General features: G+C 71.7%; 18 protein-coding genes. 9 read left to right on the top strand and 9 right to left on the bottom strand.

All coding sequences use genetic code 11. From position 1 onward, the window contains the following. Positions 1-37: 37 nt before the first annotated feature. Genes EXE50_RS07910 through EXE50_RS07895 form a run of 4 tightly spaced genes read right to left on the bottom strand, consistent with a single transcriptional unit; the run spans position 38 to position 2792 of the window. Positions 38-685 (bottom strand): 30S ribosomal protein S3ae, encoded by a 648-nt coding sequence (locus tag EXE50_RS07910; RefSeq protein WP_121561797.1) that lies wholly within the window; start codon positions 683-685, stop codon positions 38-40. Beyond that, on the bottom strand, positions 682-1041 hold the full coding sequence (locus EXE50_RS07905) for a KEOPS complex subunit Pcc1 (RefSeq protein WP_137704781.1): 360 nt from the start codon (positions 1039-1041) through the stop codon (positions 682-684). The genes EXE50_RS07910 and EXE50_RS07905 overlap by 4 nt, the downstream gene beginning before the upstream one ends. Before the next feature lies 1 nt (position 1042). Next, positions 1043-2284: an exonuclease RecJ gene (locus tag EXE50_RS07900; protein ID WP_137704780.1), complete on the bottom strand. Its 1242-nt coding sequence runs from the start codon at positions 2282-2284 to the stop codon at positions 1043-1045. A gap of 40 nt (positions 2285-2324) precedes the next feature. Continuing rightward, positions 2325-2792 carry a 30S ribosomal protein S15 gene (locus tag EXE50_RS07895; RefSeq protein ID WP_053771655.1) on the bottom strand — a complete coding sequence of 156 codons (468 nt, stop codon included), beginning with the start codon at positions 2790-2792 and terminating at the stop codon, positions 2325-2327. Between the two features lie 403 nt (positions 2793-3195). Here EXE50_RS07895 and EXE50_RS07890 point away from each other — a divergent pair, with 403 nt between their 5' ends. The 4 genes from EXE50_RS07890 to EXE50_RS07875 all read left to right on the top strand — a co-directional run bounded on the left by EXE50_RS07890 (position 3196) and on the right by EXE50_RS07875 (position 7483). Continuing rightward, positions 3196-4755, top strand: a complete 1560-nt coding sequence (locus tag EXE50_RS07890) for a Na+/H+ antiporter NhaC family protein (protein WP_053771656.1) — start codon at positions 3196-3198, stop codon at positions 4753-4755. Continuing rightward, entirely contained in the window at positions 4752-5033 is a 282-nt protein-coding gene (locus tag EXE50_RS07885) for a hypothetical protein (protein WP_121599193.1), read from the top strand. Before EXE50_RS07890 ends, EXE50_RS07885 begins: the two co-directional genes overlap by 4 nt. Positions 5034-5579: 546 nt before the next feature. Beyond that, positions 5580-6263 carry a PHP domain-containing protein gene (locus EXE50_RS07880; protein ID WP_121599194.1) on the top strand — a complete coding sequence of 228 codons (684 nt, stop codon included), beginning with the start codon at positions 5580-5582 and terminating at the stop codon, positions 6261-6263. A gap of 5 nt (positions 6264-6268) precedes the next feature. Continuing rightward, complete coding sequence (locus EXE50_RS07875; protein WP_137704779.1) at positions 6269-7483, top strand: asparagine synthase C-terminal domain-containing protein; 1215 nt, start codon at positions 6269-6271, stop codon at positions 7481-7483. Positions 7484-7742: 259 nt separating this feature from the next. Here EXE50_RS07875 and EXE50_RS07870 read toward each other — a convergent pair whose 3' ends face one another. Beyond that, the gene (locus tag EXE50_RS07870) at positions 7743-8423 is read right to left on the bottom strand and encodes a uracil-DNA glycosylase family protein (RefSeq protein WP_137704778.1); all 681 of its coding nucleotides are present in this window, start codon (positions 8421-8423) and stop codon (positions 7743-7745) included. Positions 8424-8747: 324 nt separating this feature from the next. On the opposite strand from EXE50_RS07870, the gene EXE50_RS17405 reads away from it, so the two are divergent. After that, positions 8748-8924 (top strand): hypothetical protein, encoded by a 177-nt coding sequence (locus EXE50_RS17405; RefSeq protein WP_167551900.1) that lies wholly within the window; start codon positions 8748-8750, stop codon positions 8922-8924. Between the two features lie 215 nt (positions 8925-9139). Beyond that, positions 9140-9871, top strand: a complete 732-nt coding sequence (gene psmB, locus EXE50_RS07865; protein WP_137704777.1) for an archaeal proteasome endopeptidase complex subunit beta — start codon at positions 9140-9142, stop codon at positions 9869-9871. Between the two features lie 159 nt (positions 9872-10030). On the opposite strand, the gene EXE50_RS07860 is transcribed toward psmB, so the two are convergent. The 3 genes from EXE50_RS07860 to EXE50_RS07850 all read right to left on the bottom strand — a co-directional run bounded on the left by EXE50_RS07860 (position 10031) and on the right by EXE50_RS07850 (position 12393). Beyond that, a complete protein-coding gene (locus EXE50_RS07860) occupies positions 10031-10771 on the bottom strand; it encodes a protein sorting system archaetidylserine synthase (RefSeq protein WP_121599197.1) in 741 nt (246 codons plus the stop codon). A 90-nt stretch (positions 10772-10861) separates the two neighbouring features. Next, the gene (locus EXE50_RS07855; protein WP_137704776.1) at positions 10862-11914 is read right to left on the bottom strand and encodes a Brp/Blh family beta-carotene 15,15'-dioxygenase; all 1053 of its coding nucleotides are present in this window, start codon (positions 11912-11914) and stop codon (positions 10862-10864) included. A gap of 104 nt (positions 11915-12018) precedes the next feature. Continuing rightward, positions 12019-12393, bottom strand: a complete 375-nt coding sequence (locus EXE50_RS07850; RefSeq protein ID WP_053771663.1) for a SlyX family protein — start codon at positions 12391-12393, stop codon at positions 12019-12021. 178 nt (positions 12394-12571) lie between these two features. Between EXE50_RS07850 and EXE50_RS07845 the strand changes: the two genes are divergently transcribed. Together EXE50_RS07845 and EXE50_RS07840 are read left to right on the top strand one after the other, a co-directional pair. Beyond that, on the top strand, positions 12572-13354 hold the full coding sequence (locus EXE50_RS07845) for a bacteriorhodopsin (protein WP_077152273.1): 783 nt from the start codon (positions 12572-12574) through the stop codon (positions 13352-13354). Positions 13355-13419: 65 nt separating this feature from the next. Beyond that, positions 13420-13644 carry a hypothetical protein gene (locus EXE50_RS07840; protein WP_053771665.1) on the top strand — a complete coding sequence of 75 codons (225 nt, stop codon included), beginning with the start codon at positions 13420-13422 and terminating at the stop codon, positions 13642-13644. 40 nt (positions 13645-13684) lie between these two features. On the opposite strand, the gene EXE50_RS07835 is transcribed toward EXE50_RS07840, so the two are convergent. Continuing rightward, the gene (locus tag EXE50_RS07835) at positions 13685-15769 is read right to left on the bottom strand and encodes an AAA family ATPase (RefSeq protein WP_137704775.1); all 2085 of its coding nucleotides are present in this window, start codon (positions 15767-15769) and stop codon (positions 13685-13687) included. A gap of 294 nt (positions 15770-16063) precedes the next feature. Here EXE50_RS07835 and EXE50_RS07830 point away from each other — a divergent pair, with 294 nt between their 5' ends. Continuing rightward, on the top strand, positions 16064-18067 hold the full coding sequence (locus EXE50_RS07830; RefSeq protein WP_121599199.1) for a bacterio-opsin activator domain-containing protein: 2004 nt from the start codon (positions 16064-16066) through the stop codon (positions 18065-18067). Positions 18068-18082: the final 15 nt, after the last annotated feature.

Raw genomic sequence — 18082 nt, 5'->3', positions numbered from 1 at the left:
CGATAAACGGAGAAGTCGGCGTCGGTCGGCCGAAGGGTTACTCGTCGGCGTCGACCGCCACTTCGTCGGCGTCGACGTCCACGGACGCCTCCTCCTCGGCGGCGACCTCGCTCGGGCGCGCTTCGAGGGTCAGCTTCTGGACCTCGACGCGGCGGAGCGGGTAGATCTCCTTGGCGTCGCCGTAGATGGCCGACGAGAGGTTCCCGTCGACGATGGCATCGACGAACGCCTCGAAGGTGCGCTCCTCGGCGGCGGCGTGGACCTTGTCGATCATCACGCGGCGGATCGCCTTCTCCTGGGAGCGGTCCGCCTTCTTCGTCGTCAGCGCGACGGGCTGGACGCGGATGCGGTAGTCGTCCGTCGTCAGCACCGTGATCGACGCCTCGACCTTCGAGGCGCCCCGGCGGACGAGCGAGCGCAGGTAGTCGCGCGTCAGCTCGTACTTGATGAACTCGGTGTACGCCGAGTCGCTGCCCACGTCGGTGATCTTGAAGGTCAGCTTCGTGTTGTTCGCGTTGGAGTCGCCCGTTAGCTCGTCGAGCGTCGTCGTGATCGTGCGGCCGACGACCTGCTGGGGCTCCTCGGCGAGGGTCTCGCCGAGCTCCTGCCGGTCGAACTGTTCGGGCGCCAGCACGGTGTACCAGCGCTTCTGTTCTCTGCTCTTGGATACGGATCGTTCGCTCATGTGTCGGGTTGTGTGTCGGTGTCGGTCGTCTGCGGTTCGTCTGCGGAGTCGAGGGAGTCGGCGTGCGCGGCGTCTGCGTCCGCGGCGTCGGGAGTCGCGGCGGCGTGGTCGCGTGCGCGGTCGATCACGCGGTCGGCGACCCGCAGGTTCACGAGGTGGTCGTCCAGCGTCGACTGGAGCCCGCCGGTTGTCGGCCGCTCGACCGCGCAGGCGACGACGTCGCCGTCGACGCGCGTGCGCATCGAGTCGGTCTCGTCCGGGGCGAGCGCGGCCGCGACCGTCGCGGCGTCGGCGTGCTCGGTCCGGACCGTCGCGCTCCGTGCCGCGTCGGCGCGCGGCGAGGCGTCGCCCGCCATCTCAGATCGCCTCCCGGAGCGCGGCCAGCGCCGCCGTGACGTCGGCGTCGACGGCGTCGTTCGCGTCCGTTGCGACCGAGACGCCGCCGCGTTCGGGGGTGCCCCAGCCGTCGCCGCCGACCTCGCCGGCGGCGGTCCGGCAGGCGTCGCCGACGTCGGTCGGCTCGCCGGCCGCGTCGCCCGACGCGTGGCCACCGCCGGTGGCGGCCACGGCCAGGCGGCCCGCGCCCTCGTCGAGCGCGACCGCGACGGGCTCCGGCGACCGGAAGTCCCGAACGAGCCGGGCGACCGTCGGGAGGACCGCCTCCGAGGCGTCGACGCGGGCGACGACGCAGCCGTCGTACCGGCCGACCGTCGCGGCGTCGAGCGCGCGGTGGGCCGCCAGGCCGTGGCGGCGCCACGCGTCGAGCGCGCTCTTTCGGAGCGAGTCGTCCGGGTCGCTCGCGAGCGCGAGCGCGACGCCCGTCCCGGGCGCCTCCCGGGCGAGCGCGTCGAGCACGTCGGCGTAGCCGCCGACCGTTTCGAACGGACCGTCCGTCGCGTACGGGCGGAGCGCGCGCTCGACCGCCGAGGCGGCGCGCTCGCTCGCGTCGTCGTCGACGGCGTCGACCGCGACCAGCGAGGCGAGCCGGCGGCGGTCGTCCGCGTCGGGGTCGGCCGGCAGCCCCAGCGGGGCGAGCGCGTCGCGCGCCGCCTCGGGGTCGCCGGAGTACCGCGTCGCCGCGAGCGTCGAGGCCGCGAGGGCCTCTGCCCGCGAGGGTGCGGCGCTCGCCTCCTGGTCGCCCGTCGCGCCGCCCGAGACCGGGAGCGCGACGCCGGGACGCCGCTCGACGCGGCCGGCCCGCTCCGCGGCGTCGAGCGCGTCGCCCGAGCCGTCGGCGCCGGGGATCGACCCGGCCGCGACGACGCCGGCGAGCGCGACCACGGGGTCGGGGTCGCCGCCGAGCGCGCGCGCGACCGCGAAGGCCGCCGTGCTGGCCGGGCGCCCCGTGCCGGGGATCGCGTGCGGCCCGCGGTCGACGCCGACGGTCACCGCGACGCCGTCGTCGGGGTCGGCTGGGACCGGGTCGGCGGCCACCCGCGCCTGGAACGGCGTGCCCGTCGCTCGGAGCGCTCGCGCGAGCAGCCCCGCGGCTGCCAGCGCGTCGCCGTCGTCGGTCGCGACGAGCCGGACGAACGGCGCGTCTGCGAGGACGCCGGCGAGCGCGTCGGGGGCGGGCGTGGCGGACGTCGCTTCGGTCATGGGTGGGTCTCGTGGGGTGTCGTCGCCGCGTCTCGCCGCGTTACTCCGCTAAGAGCTCGACGGCGTTCTCGTAGGTGTACGTGAACTCCTCGTCGAGCTCGTCGCCGCGGTAGTAGTTCGCGAGGCGGCGGATCTTCGACTCCGTGTTCTGGAGCGCGCGCTTGTTCTGGTGGTCCTGCCCGTTCTCCTCCATGTGCTCGCGCAGGCGGATCGCCTGCCGCATGAGGTTACGGAGGTCCTCCGGGAGGTCGGCGTCGGCGTCGTGCTCCTCGAGGATCTCGGTGACCTTCTTCCCGGTCGCCAGCTTCACGTCCGGGATCGGGACGCCCTTGACGCCCTCGTCGCGCAGCTTGAGGCCGATGACGCTGGGGTCGTGGCCCTGCTCCGCCAGTTCGACGACGCGGGACTCGATGTCCTCGGCGTCGACGTCGCTCCACTCCGGGGTCTCGTCCGTCGCCGGCTTGTCCGAACCGGACGAACCGCGACGGCGCGTGTGCATTCGTGCCATTGTCTGTCTGGTTGGAACGGCACAACCGCAACGTGACCGCGACTCCGCGCGGCGCGGCTACGGATCGCTCGCGGACCGAGCGATCCGACCGGACGGCCCGCGCGAGCGGGCCGCCCGACCGCGACGCCGGAGGCGTCGGCGCACTGCTACATTCCCAAGCCGCGGGCGAAAGGGCCCCGGCGAGTCGGATCTGCAGCTGTGCTGTTCCCGTGTGAGGGGTCGCCGTCGGGGTTCTTAAGCGTGTTCTTGTGGGGCGGAGCGTTCTCGCGGAGCGAAGCGGCGGGCGGGGTCGCGCTCCCGGCCGCCCTCGGTCCGCACCGCTCGGGATTCTGTTCCGCGCGAGTTCTCCGCCGAAAGGAGGATTTAGGTGAGTCGTCGGTGTTCGGGGCGATGTGACCGACAGATGACCGAGACCAGCGACGGGGCTCCGCCGGCGACCGACGGCGGGGACCCGCCCGACGGTAGCGAGTTCGGCGTCGGCGACCAGGACGGCGACGGCCCGCGGATCGAGTTCCGCGGAGGCAAGTGGGCGAGCACGATCCCGCTCGCCTTCTTCATCCTCTGGGCCATCTTCCAGAGCGGTGTTCTCAGAGTCGGCGGCTCGGATGGACTGGTGATCGGTGCGCTGATCGGGACGATCCTCGGGATGTTCTTCGTTCGCGGGAGCTGGAAGACGTACGCGGACACCATATTCGAGGGGATGACCCAGCGCGTCGCCGCCACGGCGATCGTCGCGTGGCTGTGGGCCGGGATGTTCGCCGACACGCTCCAAGCCGGCGGATTCGTCAACGGACTCATCTTCGCCGCCGAGGCGTTGAACGTCAGCGGAGCGACGTTCCCGGCGGCCGCGTTCGTCCTCTGCGGGCTGCTCGCGACCGGGATCGGGACGGGGTACGGCGCGACCATCGCGTTCGTGACCCTGTTCTTCCCGGCCGGCGTGCTCCTCGGCGCGAACCCGGTGCTGCTGTTCGCCGCCATCCTCTCGGGCGCCGTCTTCGGCGACAACCTCGCGCCCGTCAGCGACACGACGATCGTGAGCGCGGTGACGCAGGACGCCGACATCGGCGGCGTCGTCGCCTCGCGGTTCAAGTACGCGATCCTCGCTGCGGTGCCGGCGTTCGTCGCCTACCTGATCATGGGTTCGGTGCTGCCGGGCGCGACCCTCGAGGGCGCGGCCGAACTCGACGCGGCCGCGGCGGGGTTGGTCCACCTGGGCTCGATGGGCGTCGTGATCGTCACGGCGGTCGCGGGCCGCCACATCGTCGAGGCGATCTCGTGGGGGATCGTCGTCGCCGTCGCGTCCAACCTCGTGTTCGGGCTCTCGTCGGTGAGCGACATCCTCGTGTTCACCGTGAGCGAGGCCGGGACGTTCACCTCGCTCCCGTTCGTCGCGGTCGGCGAGACCACGGGCGTTAGCGGAAGCCTCTACACGGGCGCGACCGGCTTCTTCCCGCTCATCGTGTTGACGCTTTTGATCGTGTCGATGGCGCAGATCATGATCCGCGGCGGCGGCTTCGAGGCGATCCTGGAGTTATTGTTGAATTCCGTCGCGACGACGGTCCGCCGCGCGGAGCTGACGATGGTCCTCGGCACCGCGACCATCAACGGGATGATCACGATCAACACCGCGGCCGAGATCGCGATCGCCCCGTATATCGCGCGGATCGGCGAGAAGTTCAACATCAACGGCTACCGCCGCGCGAACATCCTCGACGCCAACACCTCCGCGCTCGGCTACATCTTCCCGTGGGCGGGCGGCGTGCTAGTGGGCTACCAGGTGATGGTCGGGCCCGACGGCCTCGGCGCCGAGTACGGCCCCGAGATGGTCGTCAACCCCATCGAGGTCGTCCCGTACGTCTTCCACGGCTGGTTCCTCGTGGCGATATTCGTCCTCGCCGCGATCACCGGCTTCGGGCGGGAGTACATCCCCGACCGCGTCTCCGAGGAGGTGTCCCGCGCATGAGCGTCTTCGACAAGTTCCTCGCGGGCTGGTCGGCCCGCGGCCCGACGCCGGACTACGCGGCCGGCGACGTTCTCGAAGTGATGGTGACCGGCGAGGGGGGCGGCCCCGGCGAGGACGGCGACCACGTCGCCCGCATCGGCGACTCGACGCTCCGTATCGAGGGCGCGCCGCCGGACGCGGTGAACACCCGCGTGATCGTCGACGTGGAGTCGTGGGACGACGCGACTCACAGCGGCCGGGCGACCTACCGGAAGACGGTGGGCGAGAGCGCGTTCTAATCGGTAGCGAGGACGTATTTTTTCGAGGCCATCGCTCCGGCAAGTCGCCCGTACATCGCTGCTTCCGAATCTGCGGCGAACCCTTTTGATCTCTCAGCCGCTCGCCTATAACTAGTCGACTGCGGAGCGCCGACGAACATCTCCGAAGCCCCAGCCGCGAGGACTCGATGCGCTCGCTGTGGTCCTCGGCGCTCACTCCGTTCGCGCCTGCGGTCCTTACGTCGCGCGTCTTCGCCCTCGCGGCAGCGTGGCGCGTAGCGCCACGGGCAACCGGCGACTTCGTCGCCGGTGACTGCCCCTTCGAGTCCACCTACAGCACCGCAACCGCAGCCTCACACCTCCCCAGCCTCGTCGGCCTCCCTTCGGTCGGCCGACTCCCTCGCGCGTGCTCCTCGCGGCCGCCGGGGGCGGCCGCTCGCAGGCACGCGCCACCGCGGTTGTGTTTTTTATATAGCAGATCGTTAGAACGGGGTTCAGCCGCCGCGAATCCGCGGGAACCGGGCCCGGACCGGGGCGCTTTTTATGACCACGCTCGAACCATCGGGTGTGCTATCGGTCGAGCTCCACGCGCACTCCGCGCTGTCGTACGACGGGCGCGACCCGGTCGACCTCCTCTTGGAGCAGGCGGCCGCGGTCGGGCTCGACGCGCTCGCCGTCACCGACCACGACGAGATCGACGCCAGCATCGAGGCGGCCAAGAAGGCCCCCGACTACGGGCTCGTCGGCATCGTCGGCATGGAGGTGACCTCGGCGGTCGGCCACGTCCTCGCGTTCGGCATCGAGGAGCGCGTCGAGAGCGGCCTCCCCTTCGACGAGACGCTCGACCGGATCCGCGACCAGGGCGGGATCGCGGTCGTCCCCCACCCCTTCCAGAAGTCCCGCCACGGCGTCGCCGCGCACATCAGCGACGAGCAGCTGGCGAGCGCCGACGCCCTCGAAGTGTACAACTCCCGGCTGTTCACCGGGCGCTCGAACCGCCAGGCCGAGAAGTTCGCCGTCCGCCACGGCCTGCCGATGACCGCCGGGAGCGACGCGCACATCTCCGAGATGGTGGGGCAGGCGGTGACCGAGGTCGGCGCCGACGAGCGCTCCGCCGCGGCGATCCTCGACGGCATCGCCGACGGCCGGACCAGCGTCGTCGGGAAGCGCACCCCGTGGCGCGTCTCGCTCCGCCAGTTCGGCGGGGGCGCGAAGCGCCGCGCGCTCCGCGCGCTCGACGCCCTCCGGTGACCGCGATGCCGGGCTCACCCGCCTCCGACCTCCGCGGCACCGACCCGGACCGCGTCCGGGCCGCGCTCCGCGACGCCGACCCCCTCCCGGGCGGGCGCGGCTTCGCCGGCCTGCTGGCCGACCCGCCGGACCGCGAGGGGCCGGTTCTGGTCCGCGACGCCCTCGGTCGGCAGCCGCTGTTCGCCGAGGCCGCGGCGCTCGATCCTGAGTCCGACCGCCGGCCGACGGAGCCCGGCGCGTGGGCGTTCGACCGGGCCGACCTCGACGACCCCGAGCCGGTTCCGGCCGGGAGCGTCGCCTCGGCGGCCGGGACGGAGCGCGTCTGGCGGCTGCCCGACGCGAGTCCGACCGCGGACCGCGACGCCGCGCTGGCGGCGGTCGACGACGCGGTGAGCGCGGCGCTCGACGACCTCGATGCCGCTCGATCCGCGGACGGCGCCGAGAGCGGCGGCGACCTCGCGGTCGCCTTCTCCGGCGGCGTCGACTCCGGGCTCGTCGCGGCCGCCGTGCCCGAGGCCTCCTGCTACGTGGCCGGCTTCGAGGGGAGCCACGACGTCGCCGCCGCGCGCGACGCCGCGGCGGCCATGGGCCGCGACCTGCGAGTGGTCGAGGTCACGCACGACGACCTCACGCGCGCCGTCCGCGCGGTCGCGGCCGCGACCGGCCGCCGGAACCCGATGGACGTCGCCATCGCGGTCCCGCTGTTCCTGACCGCCGAGGCGGCCGCCGCGGACGGGGTCGACCGGCTCGCGGTCGGGCAGGGCGCCGACGAGCTGTTCGGCGGCTACAGCAAGGTCGTCGACCCCGCCGAAGACCCCCGCGTCGAGGCCGACACCGTCCGCGGGGCGCGGACCGAGACCGTCCGCACGCTCCCCGCACAGCTGGAGCGGGACGTTCTCGCGCTCCGGGCCGCCGGCGTCGAGCCCGCGACGCCGCTGCTCGACGACCGGGTGGTCGCCGCCGCGCTGGCGCTCCCCGACGATCTGCTCGTCGACGGCGAGGAGCGGAAGGTCGCGCTGCGTCGGGTCGCGGCCGAGCGCGTCCCGGCGTCGGTCCACGCCGCGGACAAGAAGGCGGTCCAGTACGGGACGTACGTCTCCCGCGAGCTCGACCGGCTCGCGCGGCAAGCGGGCTTCAAGCGGCGGCTGGACGACCACGTCGGGAAGTACGTCGAGTCGCTGTGCGCCGACGAAAAACCGGCCGGTGAGGGCCGGAACTGACCAAGTCGCCGCGGGGAGTACCAGTCCTGCGGCCGACGCCCGATCGATCGGGCGTCTAGAAACAGATCTACGGGACAAGTATAAAATCCAGACAGTAGCGACAAATATGACACTCCCGAGCGCGGGTAGAAAACGATCGTCCGCGGACGGAGGCGATTACTGCCGAATCGAACCGACGGGGACGCGCTTTGCCGGGGAAAGTTCACGTCCATGCGGCGGGTGACCGACGGGGTCGCGCGCCCGGCGGGCACTCGTTCCGTCAGCGGACGAGGTACGGGTCGCTGCCGGCGATGAACCGTCCGAGGTCGCTCTCGCGGCGGAAGTCGGTCGACCGGAGCTCCCCGAGCGCGTCGACGAGCCGGTCGGCGTCGCCGTCCGCCCAGTCCGACGGGTCCTTGACCGGGACGACGAGCCACCCGGCGCCGAGCAGCTCCTCGCCGTGGAGCGCGTCCATGTCGACCTCGGTCTTCCAGGCCCGGGCGGTGTAGGTCTCAAGGACGTGTTCGGTCGCGCGCGCGCCGACCGGGAGCAGCACGTGGGCCGCGATGGCGCGGAGCTCCGCGTCGAAGAACCGCTCCATGTCGTCGTAGGCGTCGTCGTCCGGCGGCCCGTCGCTCTCGCACATGTGGAGGTACGAGAGGAACGTCCGGTCGGTCGAGACGGGGTCGACCGCGGTGGGGTCGCCGTCTGTCGCGACGCCGTCGGGGGCGACGCCCTCGGCGAGCCCGGCGATCAGTCCGGCCGACTGGAGCGTCGACAGGAACGCGGGCGACCACGGCTCGCCGGTGAACGGGACCGCGGCGGCGGTCCCGCCGTGGACGCCGGGGCGGTCGCCGACGACGTGGAAGTCGGCGTTGGCGTCGCCGTAGCCGGGGACGAACGAGGGGCAGTCGGGGCGCATCCCGAAGGGGTTCCGGATCCGGTCCGTGACGTTCTGCACGCGACCGGGTAAGCGCGCACGGAGTTAAATTCCGTTCGGTCCGGCGCGGGGCGGCGTGGCTGGTGGGGCGACGCGATCGGCGAGGCGGCGACGGACCCGCGCGAAGGGCGCCGATGCGAGGCGCACGAGCCGGCGTGGATTCGCATAAGTTACGAGAATAACTTCGGTCGGACCGGCTTGGGATACGCGACGATCCGCGCGAAACGGGAGAAATTTCAGAATCGTTAATTTACGACCGAAAACGCGAGACTGCGTCCGGATCGTCTCGGCGCCGGCCACGGAAGATATTTATACATCCCCCGGTTGGGCTGGGGCAGAAGTCCAATGTTCGACCGCATCCGAACCGCGGCCCTCTTCGGGCTGCACCAAGCGACCGTCGCCGTCGGAATCTCGCTGTTTCCGGTGGCCGTCTTCGCGCGCCGACACCTCGGCGTCAACGTCCCCGTCGGCCGGCTCGTCGAGACCACAACCGAGGCGTGCGAGACCGCCGCCGAGGAGTGATCGGCCGGCCGTAGCCCCCGTTTTGCGACGTCGACCCGACGCCGAGCGACGGCGCCGTCGCGCCCCGCGGGCCCTCGCCGCGTCGCCGTCGTCGCCGAGACGCTCGTTAGGCCGCCGTCGGGCGGTCCCGACCCGGCGACGGATAGGCCCGTCGGAACCGGTCGGCGGCCCCCGAAGGGTTGCCTTTATCAGCGCGCCGGGCCAACGAGCGTGTAATGCGACCACCGACTGGCGACCTCTCCGACGGGCCGGCCGCCGACCTAGGCCGTGACCAGCCCGTCTTCGGACCGGAGCTCGGCGAGTTCGAACACAGCGACCGCCGCGCCGCGAAGGCGGAGGGCGAAGGCGAGATGAAGACCGGGACCACGACCGTCGGCATCAAGGCGGACGACGGCGTCGTGATGGCGACCGACATGCGCGCCTCCCTCGGCGGCATGGTCTCCTCGAAGGACGTCCAGAAGGTCGAAGAGATCCACCCGCGCGGCGCCCTGACCATCGCGGGCTCGGTCTCGGCGGCGCAGAACCTCATCTCGACGCTCCGCGCCGAGACGAGCCTCTACGAGGCCCGTCGCGGCAAGGACATGTCGATGGAGGCGCTGTCGACGCTGACCGGTAACCTCCTCCGCTCCGGGGCGTTCTTCGTCGTCCAGCCGATCCTGGGCGGCGTCGACGACGAGGGCGCGCACATCTACTCCATCGACGCCCTCGGCGGCACGACCGAGGAGGAGTACACCGTCACCGGCTCCGGGTCGCAGTACGCGCTCGGTGTCTTAGAGCAGGAGTACGACGACGAGGTCACGATCGACGAGGCGGAGACCATCGCCGCGAAGGCGATCCAGTCCGCCGTCGAGCGCGACCTCGCCTCCGGCAACGGGATCAACGTCGCGGTCGTCACCGACGACGGCGTCGACATCACCCGGTACAAGGACTTCGACGACCTCCTGTAAGGCCGACGCGGCGGCCCCGGCGACCGCTCCTCACTGCGATTTTCGACCGTCCGCGAACGCCCGAGCTACCGCTCTATCGCGTCGCCGTCCGTTCGCACGCGAGTCCGACGCCCGACCGTGCCAAACTCACCGACCTACCGGATCACTGACCTACCGGACTCACCGCCGGAGCCCCGGCGGCGCGCGGATCCCGTCGCCCCAGTAGAAGCGCGGGCCGAGCAGGAGGTAGCCGGCCGAGAGGAACAGCAGCGCGAACGCGAACCCCTCGCCGATCCACGTCGGGAGCGCGTCCGTCGCCATGTGACCGGCGGGGGTGAGGATCACGGCGGCCTGGACCACGCCCATCACGAGCGCGTCCTGCGCGTGGAGGTCGGGGTACGTCACCGTCGACCCCATCAGCAGCGCGAACGCCGCCGTCGCCGCGACGAGGAGGAGCGGGGCGGTGTAGCCGGCGATGACGGCGGCCGCGAGCACGGTCGCCGCCAGCGTCGTCGGGACGCCGACCGTCTCGCGGGCGCCGTCCTCGTCGACGGTGTAGAGCCCGAGCCGGGCGACCGCGGCTGCGACGAACAGCGCGCCCGCGCCGACGCCGGCCGCGACGAGGGCAGGGTCGGCGGCGAACGACCGCCCGTCGCGAACGACCGCGGCCACGAGGGCGGCGGGCGCCACGCCGAAGGAGGCGACGTCGGCCAGCGAGTCGAGGTACGGGCCGGCGGGCGTCGACCCGCGGTGACGGGCGACGACCCCGTCGAGCCCGTCGGCGACCGCCGCGAGGAGCACGAGCCGGGCCGCGAGCGCGACGTCGACCGTCGCGGCGACGACGGCGAGGAAGCCGACGGCGGCGTTGGCCACGGTGACCGCGTCCGCGAGCCCCAGCCGCCGAGCGAACCGCAGAGGCATACCGTATCGGTCGACGAGCCGGGTTTTAGGGCTTGTTATCTCGTCGACCGCGGGCACGGTCGGCCCGCGCACAGGGACCGGCGCCCGGGCTCAGGGCACGTACCAGATGCCGCGCCCGAAGTCGAGCCACTCGCCGACCACGACGTGCGGCATCGCGATGACGCAGACGAAGATGGTGTAGAAGGCGACGGCGCCGGAGAGGAGCGAGCCGCCGGCCAGCGGGTTCGGGGCGACGGTCCACAGGGCGGTGGCGACGCTCGCCGTGACCAGCGCGCCGACGACGAGGACCCCCCACGCGACGACGAGCGAGACGCCCTCCGTCCGGTCCGGCTGCTCGCGTTCGACGACCATGCTCCGCGCCGACTGCCGCATCGAGTACCACAGCGGGAAGTAGAGCCCGATGGCGACGACCACGGGCACCAGGGCGAAGTACGCGACGAGCAGCAGCGTCTCCGCGGCGTCGAGGAGCCACGAGCGGCTCACGCCGCCGGTCGCGCGCAGGCTGGTCACCAGCCCGCCGCCGAGGTGGGCGACCACGCCGAGCCCGAAGACCGCGCCCAGCGCCGTGGTGACCGTCTCTGGGTTCGAGGCGGCCGGTCCGGCCAACTGGCCGTCGAAGACGCCCAGCATGATGCCGGTGAACCCGTAGAACGTCTCAGTCCAGAAGACGGCGGGAACGATCATCACGGCGCCGCCCCGGATCAGGGCGGCGAGCGCCCGCTGCGGCTTGGTCGGAAGGTGCTCGGTCCCGACCAGCGCGTCCATCACGCGGAGGTCGCCGTGCCCGCCCTTCGCGACGGCCGTCCCGAACGCGAGCGCGAGCGCGGGCAGGGGCGCGAACACGAATAGCGCCACGAAGGAGGCGACGAACCCGAGGTACAGCGCCACGTACTGGGCGCCGAACGGGAGCCCCCGCCGTCGGAGGTTCGAGAAGTGTTCGTACCCGCCGTGCGGGAGGTTCAGCGCGACCATCCCGACGAGGTACGCGATCATCTGCGTCCGGAGCGACACGTCGGTGCCGACCGCGGACAGGGCTCCGAACCCGACCGCGAGCAGGAGCAACGCCGCGCGAGAGGCACCGATAGCCGTCCGTTCCGGTTCACCGATGAGTCGCCGCACCGGACTCGCCGTCGACGTCGACATGGACGTACGTAGGGGCGTTACGGGGTTAGGGCCTCGTCGCCATTATTGGGTCTTTTATATACCGTCACGCGGCGCAGCGCGGGACGGAGATCCGAAACGGCGCTTCAGTACGTGTGGATCACTTCGCCGCAGCGCGTGCACTCGATCGTGTCCGCGCGGAACAGCCGCTCCTTCTTCTCGGTCGGTCCGTTACACTCGGGGCAGACGCCGAGGTTCCGGCCGTCGGCCACGCGCGCGGACAGGTCGAGGAACTGGTTCTCCAGCTTGTCGATCTGCTCCGACTGCTCTTCGACGACCGACCGGAGCTCCTCGATGGTCTCGTCGCGCTCCTCGACCGCGGTGGACAGCTCGTCGATGCGCTGCTCGTACTCGTCGATCGCCTCGACGTCGATGGTGACGTCGTCGGTCGCCTCCGCCTCGCGCTCCGCGGTGGTTTCCGTGGTCGATTCCGCTTCCGCCTCGGTCTCTTCGTCTGCCATACGACACCAGTGGGGCCCCAGGGTCATTACTTTCGGGCCGACAACGTCTCCATGCGGTCAGGGTTCGGGGACGATGGCGGGGGCAGATCCGCTCCCGCGACGCACCGCCCGCGGCCCGCGATACCTAACTGGGTTGGCATCGGTCTCAATAGAGTATATACTGTATCAAGATGTGGGTATGGACCCGATAGCGCTACAGGCGGGATACGACCTGCTCGGGGACGGTCGCCCCGAGACACTCTGGTTGGGAATCGGCACACTACTAATGCTCATCGGGACCTTCTACTTCATCGCCCGCGGTTGGGGCGTGACGGACAAGGAGGCCCGTGAGTACTACGCGATCACGATCCTCGTGCCGGGGATCGCATCGGCGGCGTACCTGTCGATGTTCTTCGGCATCGGGCTGACGACGGTCGAGGTCGCCGGGATGGCGGAGCCGCTCGAGATCTACTACGCCCGGTACGCGGACTGGCTGTTCACGACGCCGCTGCTGCTGCTCGACCTCGCGCTGCTCGCGAAGGTCGACCGCGTGACCATCGGGACGCTCATCGGCGTCGACGCGCTGATGATCGTCACCGGCCTCATCGGCGCGCTCTCGCACACGCCGCTCGCGCGTTACACTTGGTGGCTGTTCAGCACGATCGCGTTCCTGTTCGTGCTGTACTACCTCCTGACGAGCCTGCGTAGCGCGGCGAAGCAGCGCTCCGAAGAGGTGCAGTCGACGTTCAACACGCTGACCGCCCTCGTCGCCGTCCTCTGGACGGCATACCCGATCCTGTGGATCGTCGGGACCGAGGGCGCCGGCGTCGTCGGTCTCGGCGTCGAGACCCTGGCGTTCATGGTGCTCGACGTGACGGCGAAGGTCGGCTTCGGCTTCGTCCTGCTCCGCAGCCGCGCCATCCTCGGCGACACCGAGGCTCCCGAGCCGTCGGCCGGTGCCGACGCGCAGGCCGCGGACTGATCGGCAGGTCGCTCCGACGCGACCGAACAGCACGGTTCAACCGTTTCCAGCGTTCATTTTTCGACATGACTGACACTCCCACCGAACAGCCGCCAGTGACGAATACCCGATCCGTGGTCGGGCTGGCCGCGTGCGCCGTGATCGCGCTCGTCGGAATCTTCCTGATCCCGACGCTACAGGAGCCGAGCGGCGGACTGAACGTTCGATTCTGGACGATGGTCGCCTTGGAACTGCTCGCCATGGTCGGGGTCGTCTACTTCGTCCTGAACCTCCACGAGGAGCCGGAGTAAGACGAGGTCCGGGGGCCGGCGAAGGCAGCTCGCCGACCCCTCACTCCGCCGGCGAGTCGCGTCCCACTCGCTCGGCGTCCGCGCGCCCGTCGCTCGTCGACGGCGACGTCTCGCGGAGCGCGCGCTCGAAGTGGTCGCGCCCGACGGTCGGGTCGGCCGGCGGCCCGTCGTCGACGATGGCGTCCTCGATGGCGAGCAGCCCGGCCTCGCGGACCAAGGCGGCGAGGTCGCCGCCGCTGTACCCGGCCGTGCGGTCGGCGAGGGAGTCGAGGTCGACGCCCGACGCCACCGGCATCTCTCGCGCGTGTATCCGGAGGATCTCGCGGCGCGCCTCGCGGTCCGGGAGCGGCGTCTCGACCGCCTTCTCGATGCGACCGGGGCGCAACAGCGCCTCGTCGATGTTGTCCGGGCGGTTCGTCGCCGCGATCACCACCACGTCGGTGAGCGGCTCCAGCCCGTCGAGCTCGGTCAGCAGCTGCGACACCACGCGCTCGCCGGCGCCGGTGTCGTCGCCGCGGCGCTTCGGCGAGATGGCGTCGACCTCGTCGAAGAAGATCACCGCCGGCGCGTTCTCGCGCGCCGTGGCGAAGAGGTCGCGGACCGCCTGCTCGCTCGCGCCGACGTACTTGTCGAGCAGCTCGGGCCCGTTCACCGGGATGAAGTTCGCGTCGCTGAGACTGGCCGCGGCCCGGGCGAGCAGCGTCTTCCCGGTGCCGGGCGGCCCGTACAGCAGCACGCCGGAGGGCGGGTCGATCCCCATCTCCGCGAAGCGGTCGGCGTACTCCAGGGGCCAGTACACCGCGCGCACCAGCTCGCGTTTGGCGTCGTCGAGGCCGCCGACCTCGTTCCAGCCGACCGCGGGAAACTCGACGGTGACCTCGCGGAGCCCGGTGGGCTCGACGTCGTCGAGCGCGGCCTCGAAGTCGGCCAGCCGGATCGCGGTCCGACCGTCGCGGCGGACCGCCCGCTCCAAGGCCGCGTCCACGAGGACGGCCAGGTCGGCGAACACGTAGCCGTTGAGCCGCGCGGCGACGCCCTCGAAGTCGACGTCCATCGCGAGGGGCGCGCCCTCGCAGAGCGCTTCGAGCGCGTCGCGCCGCTCGGCGGTCGTCAGGGGCTCGACCCCGATCTCGCGGTCGAATCGCCCGCCGCGGCGCAGCGCCGACGGCACGGCGCTCGGGTCCGTCGTCGCGCCGATCACGACCGTCCGGTCCCCGTCGCGGAGCTCGTCGACGGTCGACCGGAGGCGGTCGGCGAGCGCGGAGCCCCCGCCGTCGTCGGCCCCGAGCGCCTCCAGGTCGTCGAGGAGGACCACGGTCGGCTCCCCCGCGGAGACGGCGTCGACGACGCGGTCGAGCCCGTCCGACTGGTCGCTCGCGCGCTCGCCCCGGAGCCGGGCCGCGGAGGTGCGGACGAGCGACGCGTCGGTCGCGGCCGCGACGGCCTCGACGAGTGTCGTCTTCCCCGACCCGCGCGGTCCGTGGAGGAGCAGCCCGAGGGTCGGATGCCCGGCGGACGCGAACGCCTCGGCCGCGTCGAACCGGGTCGCGACGGCGTCGCGGAGGCGCTCGAACGTCGCCGTGGCGACGAACCCGTCGCCGGGGCCGGTCTCCCCGGGGCGTTCGGAGACGACCGCGGCGTCCGCATCGTCGTCCGCGACGGTTATCTCGGTCGCGTCGTCGACGACCGCCGGCGAGGCGGGCGCCACGTCCCGCACGTCGAACCGGAGGGTGAGGGCGCCGCCGAGGCGCGTGACCTCGACCTCGTCGCCGACGGCGACCACGCGCCGGGCGAGCCGCCGGCGGATGGCGTCCTCGCTCCGCTCCACGTCGACCGACTGGCGGAGCCGCAGCGTGACCGACGACGCGACCGGGAGGTCCGAGACCGCCACCGTCGCGGTGTCGCCCGGCTCGACCCCGCCCGTCCGGCGGAGCCGCTCGGGGAGGAACACCGCCCGCGTCCCGTCGTCGACCGCGACGACCGGGGCGGCGACGCGGTGCGCGCCCGCGACGGTCACCGTGTCGCCGCGGCCGACCCCGAGGTCGTCGAGCACGGCCCGGGGGAGCCCGATCCGGTCTCCGGGGACCGACGTTGGCGGTTCTCTGACGGGGACGCGCACGCTCATGCTCCGTGAGTTCGTTCGCGGGACTCTGCGGCGGTGGTCGACACCATACGTCGATCTCACGCCCAGCGACCACAAAGTACCCACGGCCTAACTGGACAGTCGCGGACCGACGGTGACAGGCAGTCGTTAGATCATATGTAAGGGATACTCGCAAGTAAGCGATCGAATAGATTTATTTCGGACGCAAAACCGCCAATGTACGATCTATTCGGGACACCGACCGCGCAGCCGGCGGCGATTCAGGTCCTCGGAAGACAGGTAAGCATTAACCCGTACGGGTGCGAACTGCTGCTCATGGCGAATGCTCGGGCGCTCCTCGTCCACCCGGAGGAGGGGAGCGATCGAATCGAGACTGCGCTCGGCGCCGCGGGGTTCGACGTGACGCGCACGGACACCGCGGCGTCCGCGGTCGCGAAGGCGACGACGGGCGAGTACGACTGCGTCGTCAGCGAGTACGCGCTGGCCGGCGACGACGGCGTGGCCCTCGCGACCGCGATCGAGGAGTCCGACGCCGGCGTACCCGTCGTGATGTTCACGGCGACCGACGAGGAGGGCGTGCCGGAGGCCGCCTTCGAGAACGGGGTCGACAGGTTCCTCCAGAAGAACGGGTCGGCGTCGATCGACCGGCTCGTCTCCGACGTGTCGACCGTCTGTTCCGGCGTCTCCGCCTCGGAGACCCGCCAGGACGTGTCGGACCACGAACCGACCGCGTCGGAGGTGACGCGGGCCGTCGAGGACGCGCCGATCGGGATCAGCATCAGCGACCCGGACCTCCCGGACTACCCGCTCGTGTACGTCAACGACGCCTGGGAGGAACACACCGGCTACCCGGTCGAGGAGGCGCTCGGTCGCAACCCGCGGTTCCTTCAGGGGCCGGGGACGGACCCGGAGACCGTCGACGAGATCGCGGAGGCGATCGGCAACGAGGAGGAGGTGACCGTCGAGATCCGGAACTACCGACGCGACGGCACCCCGTTCTGGAACGAGCTGACCGTCGCGCCCGTCTACGACGAGGACGGCGACCTCGCCCACTACGTCGGCTTCCAGAACGACATCAGCGACCGGAAGGAGGCGGAGCGGCTCGCCGAGGAGCGCGCCGAGAAGCTGGCGACCGAGCGGCGCTCGCTCGACAGGGTTCTCGGCCGGGTGAACGGCCTCCTCAGCGACATCAGCCGCATCCTCGTCGAGAACCGCGACTCGGGGGTCATCTCCGAGCGCGTCTGCGAGGTCATCGCCGGCGAGCCGGGGTACGCCGGCGGCTGGATCGGCGAGGTCTCGTCGGCGACCGGCCGGCTCGAGATCCGCGCGGCGAGCGGCGTGTCGGTCGAGCCGGGCGCGTCGTACGACGTCGCCGAGACGCCGGCGGAGGTACAGGAGGCGATCGAGACCGAGGAGCTCCACAGCGGGTCGATAGACGACGCCGCCGACGGGCCGCTCGAACCCAAGTCCGCTGGCGGCCGCCGGCTCCTCGTCGTGCCGCTCACGTACGGCGACCGGCAGTACGGCCTGCTGGGGATCTACGGCAACGGGGCGGATGTCCTAGCCCGCCGGGAGCGGCGGGTGTGTGAGTCGGTCGGGAAGATGATCGCGAACGGCCTCCACTCCATCGAGACGACGGAGATCCTCACCACCGACCGGGTGGTGGAGCTCGTGGTCGGGATCCGTGACGAGACCGCGGCGCTCGCGCGGATCGCGGACGCGGTCGGCGGGGAGGTAGTACACCTCGGGACGACGCGGCTCGAAGACGACGAGTGCGAGCTGTACTTCCGCGCCGACGGCGAAGGCCTGGACCTCGATGAGCTCGCGTCGCTCCCGCTCGTCGAGTCGATGCGGACCGTCTCGGAGACGAACGACGGCGTCAGCTTCGCCGTCACCGTCACCGACTCGCCGCCGCTCACCCAGCTGGCCGCTCACGGCGGCGTCGTCACCGAGGCGACGGCCACGGGCGACGAGGCGACCCTCACGATCGAGGCGCCGCCAGAGCACGACGTGCGGTCGATCCTCGACGTGTTCCGCGACGAGTACGAGGGCGTCGAGCTCCGGTCGCGCGTCGAGCGCGAGAGCCGCGACCGCACCGTCGCCGAGTTCGCCGCCGCGGTCGACGAGCGGCTCACCGACCGGCAGCGCGACGCGCTGAAGACCGCCGAGCTGAACGGCTACTTCGAGTGGCCGCGCCCGGTCGACGGCTCCGAGATCGCCGATCGGATGGGGATCACCCGACAGACGTTCCACCAGCACCTCCGCGCGGCCGAGCGGAAGCTGGTCGAGGCGTACGTCGACCCCCGGTCGGACGGATGACCCGAGCGTCGGCGG

Source organism: Halorubrum sp. ARQ200, assembly GCF_005435115.1.
Lineage (GTDB): Archaea > Halobacteriota > Halobacteria > Halobacteriales > Haloferacaceae > Halorubrum > Halorubrum tropicale.
Note: the sequence above shows the minus strand (reverse complement) of the source record. Positions and strands in the feature narration are given on the sequence as shown.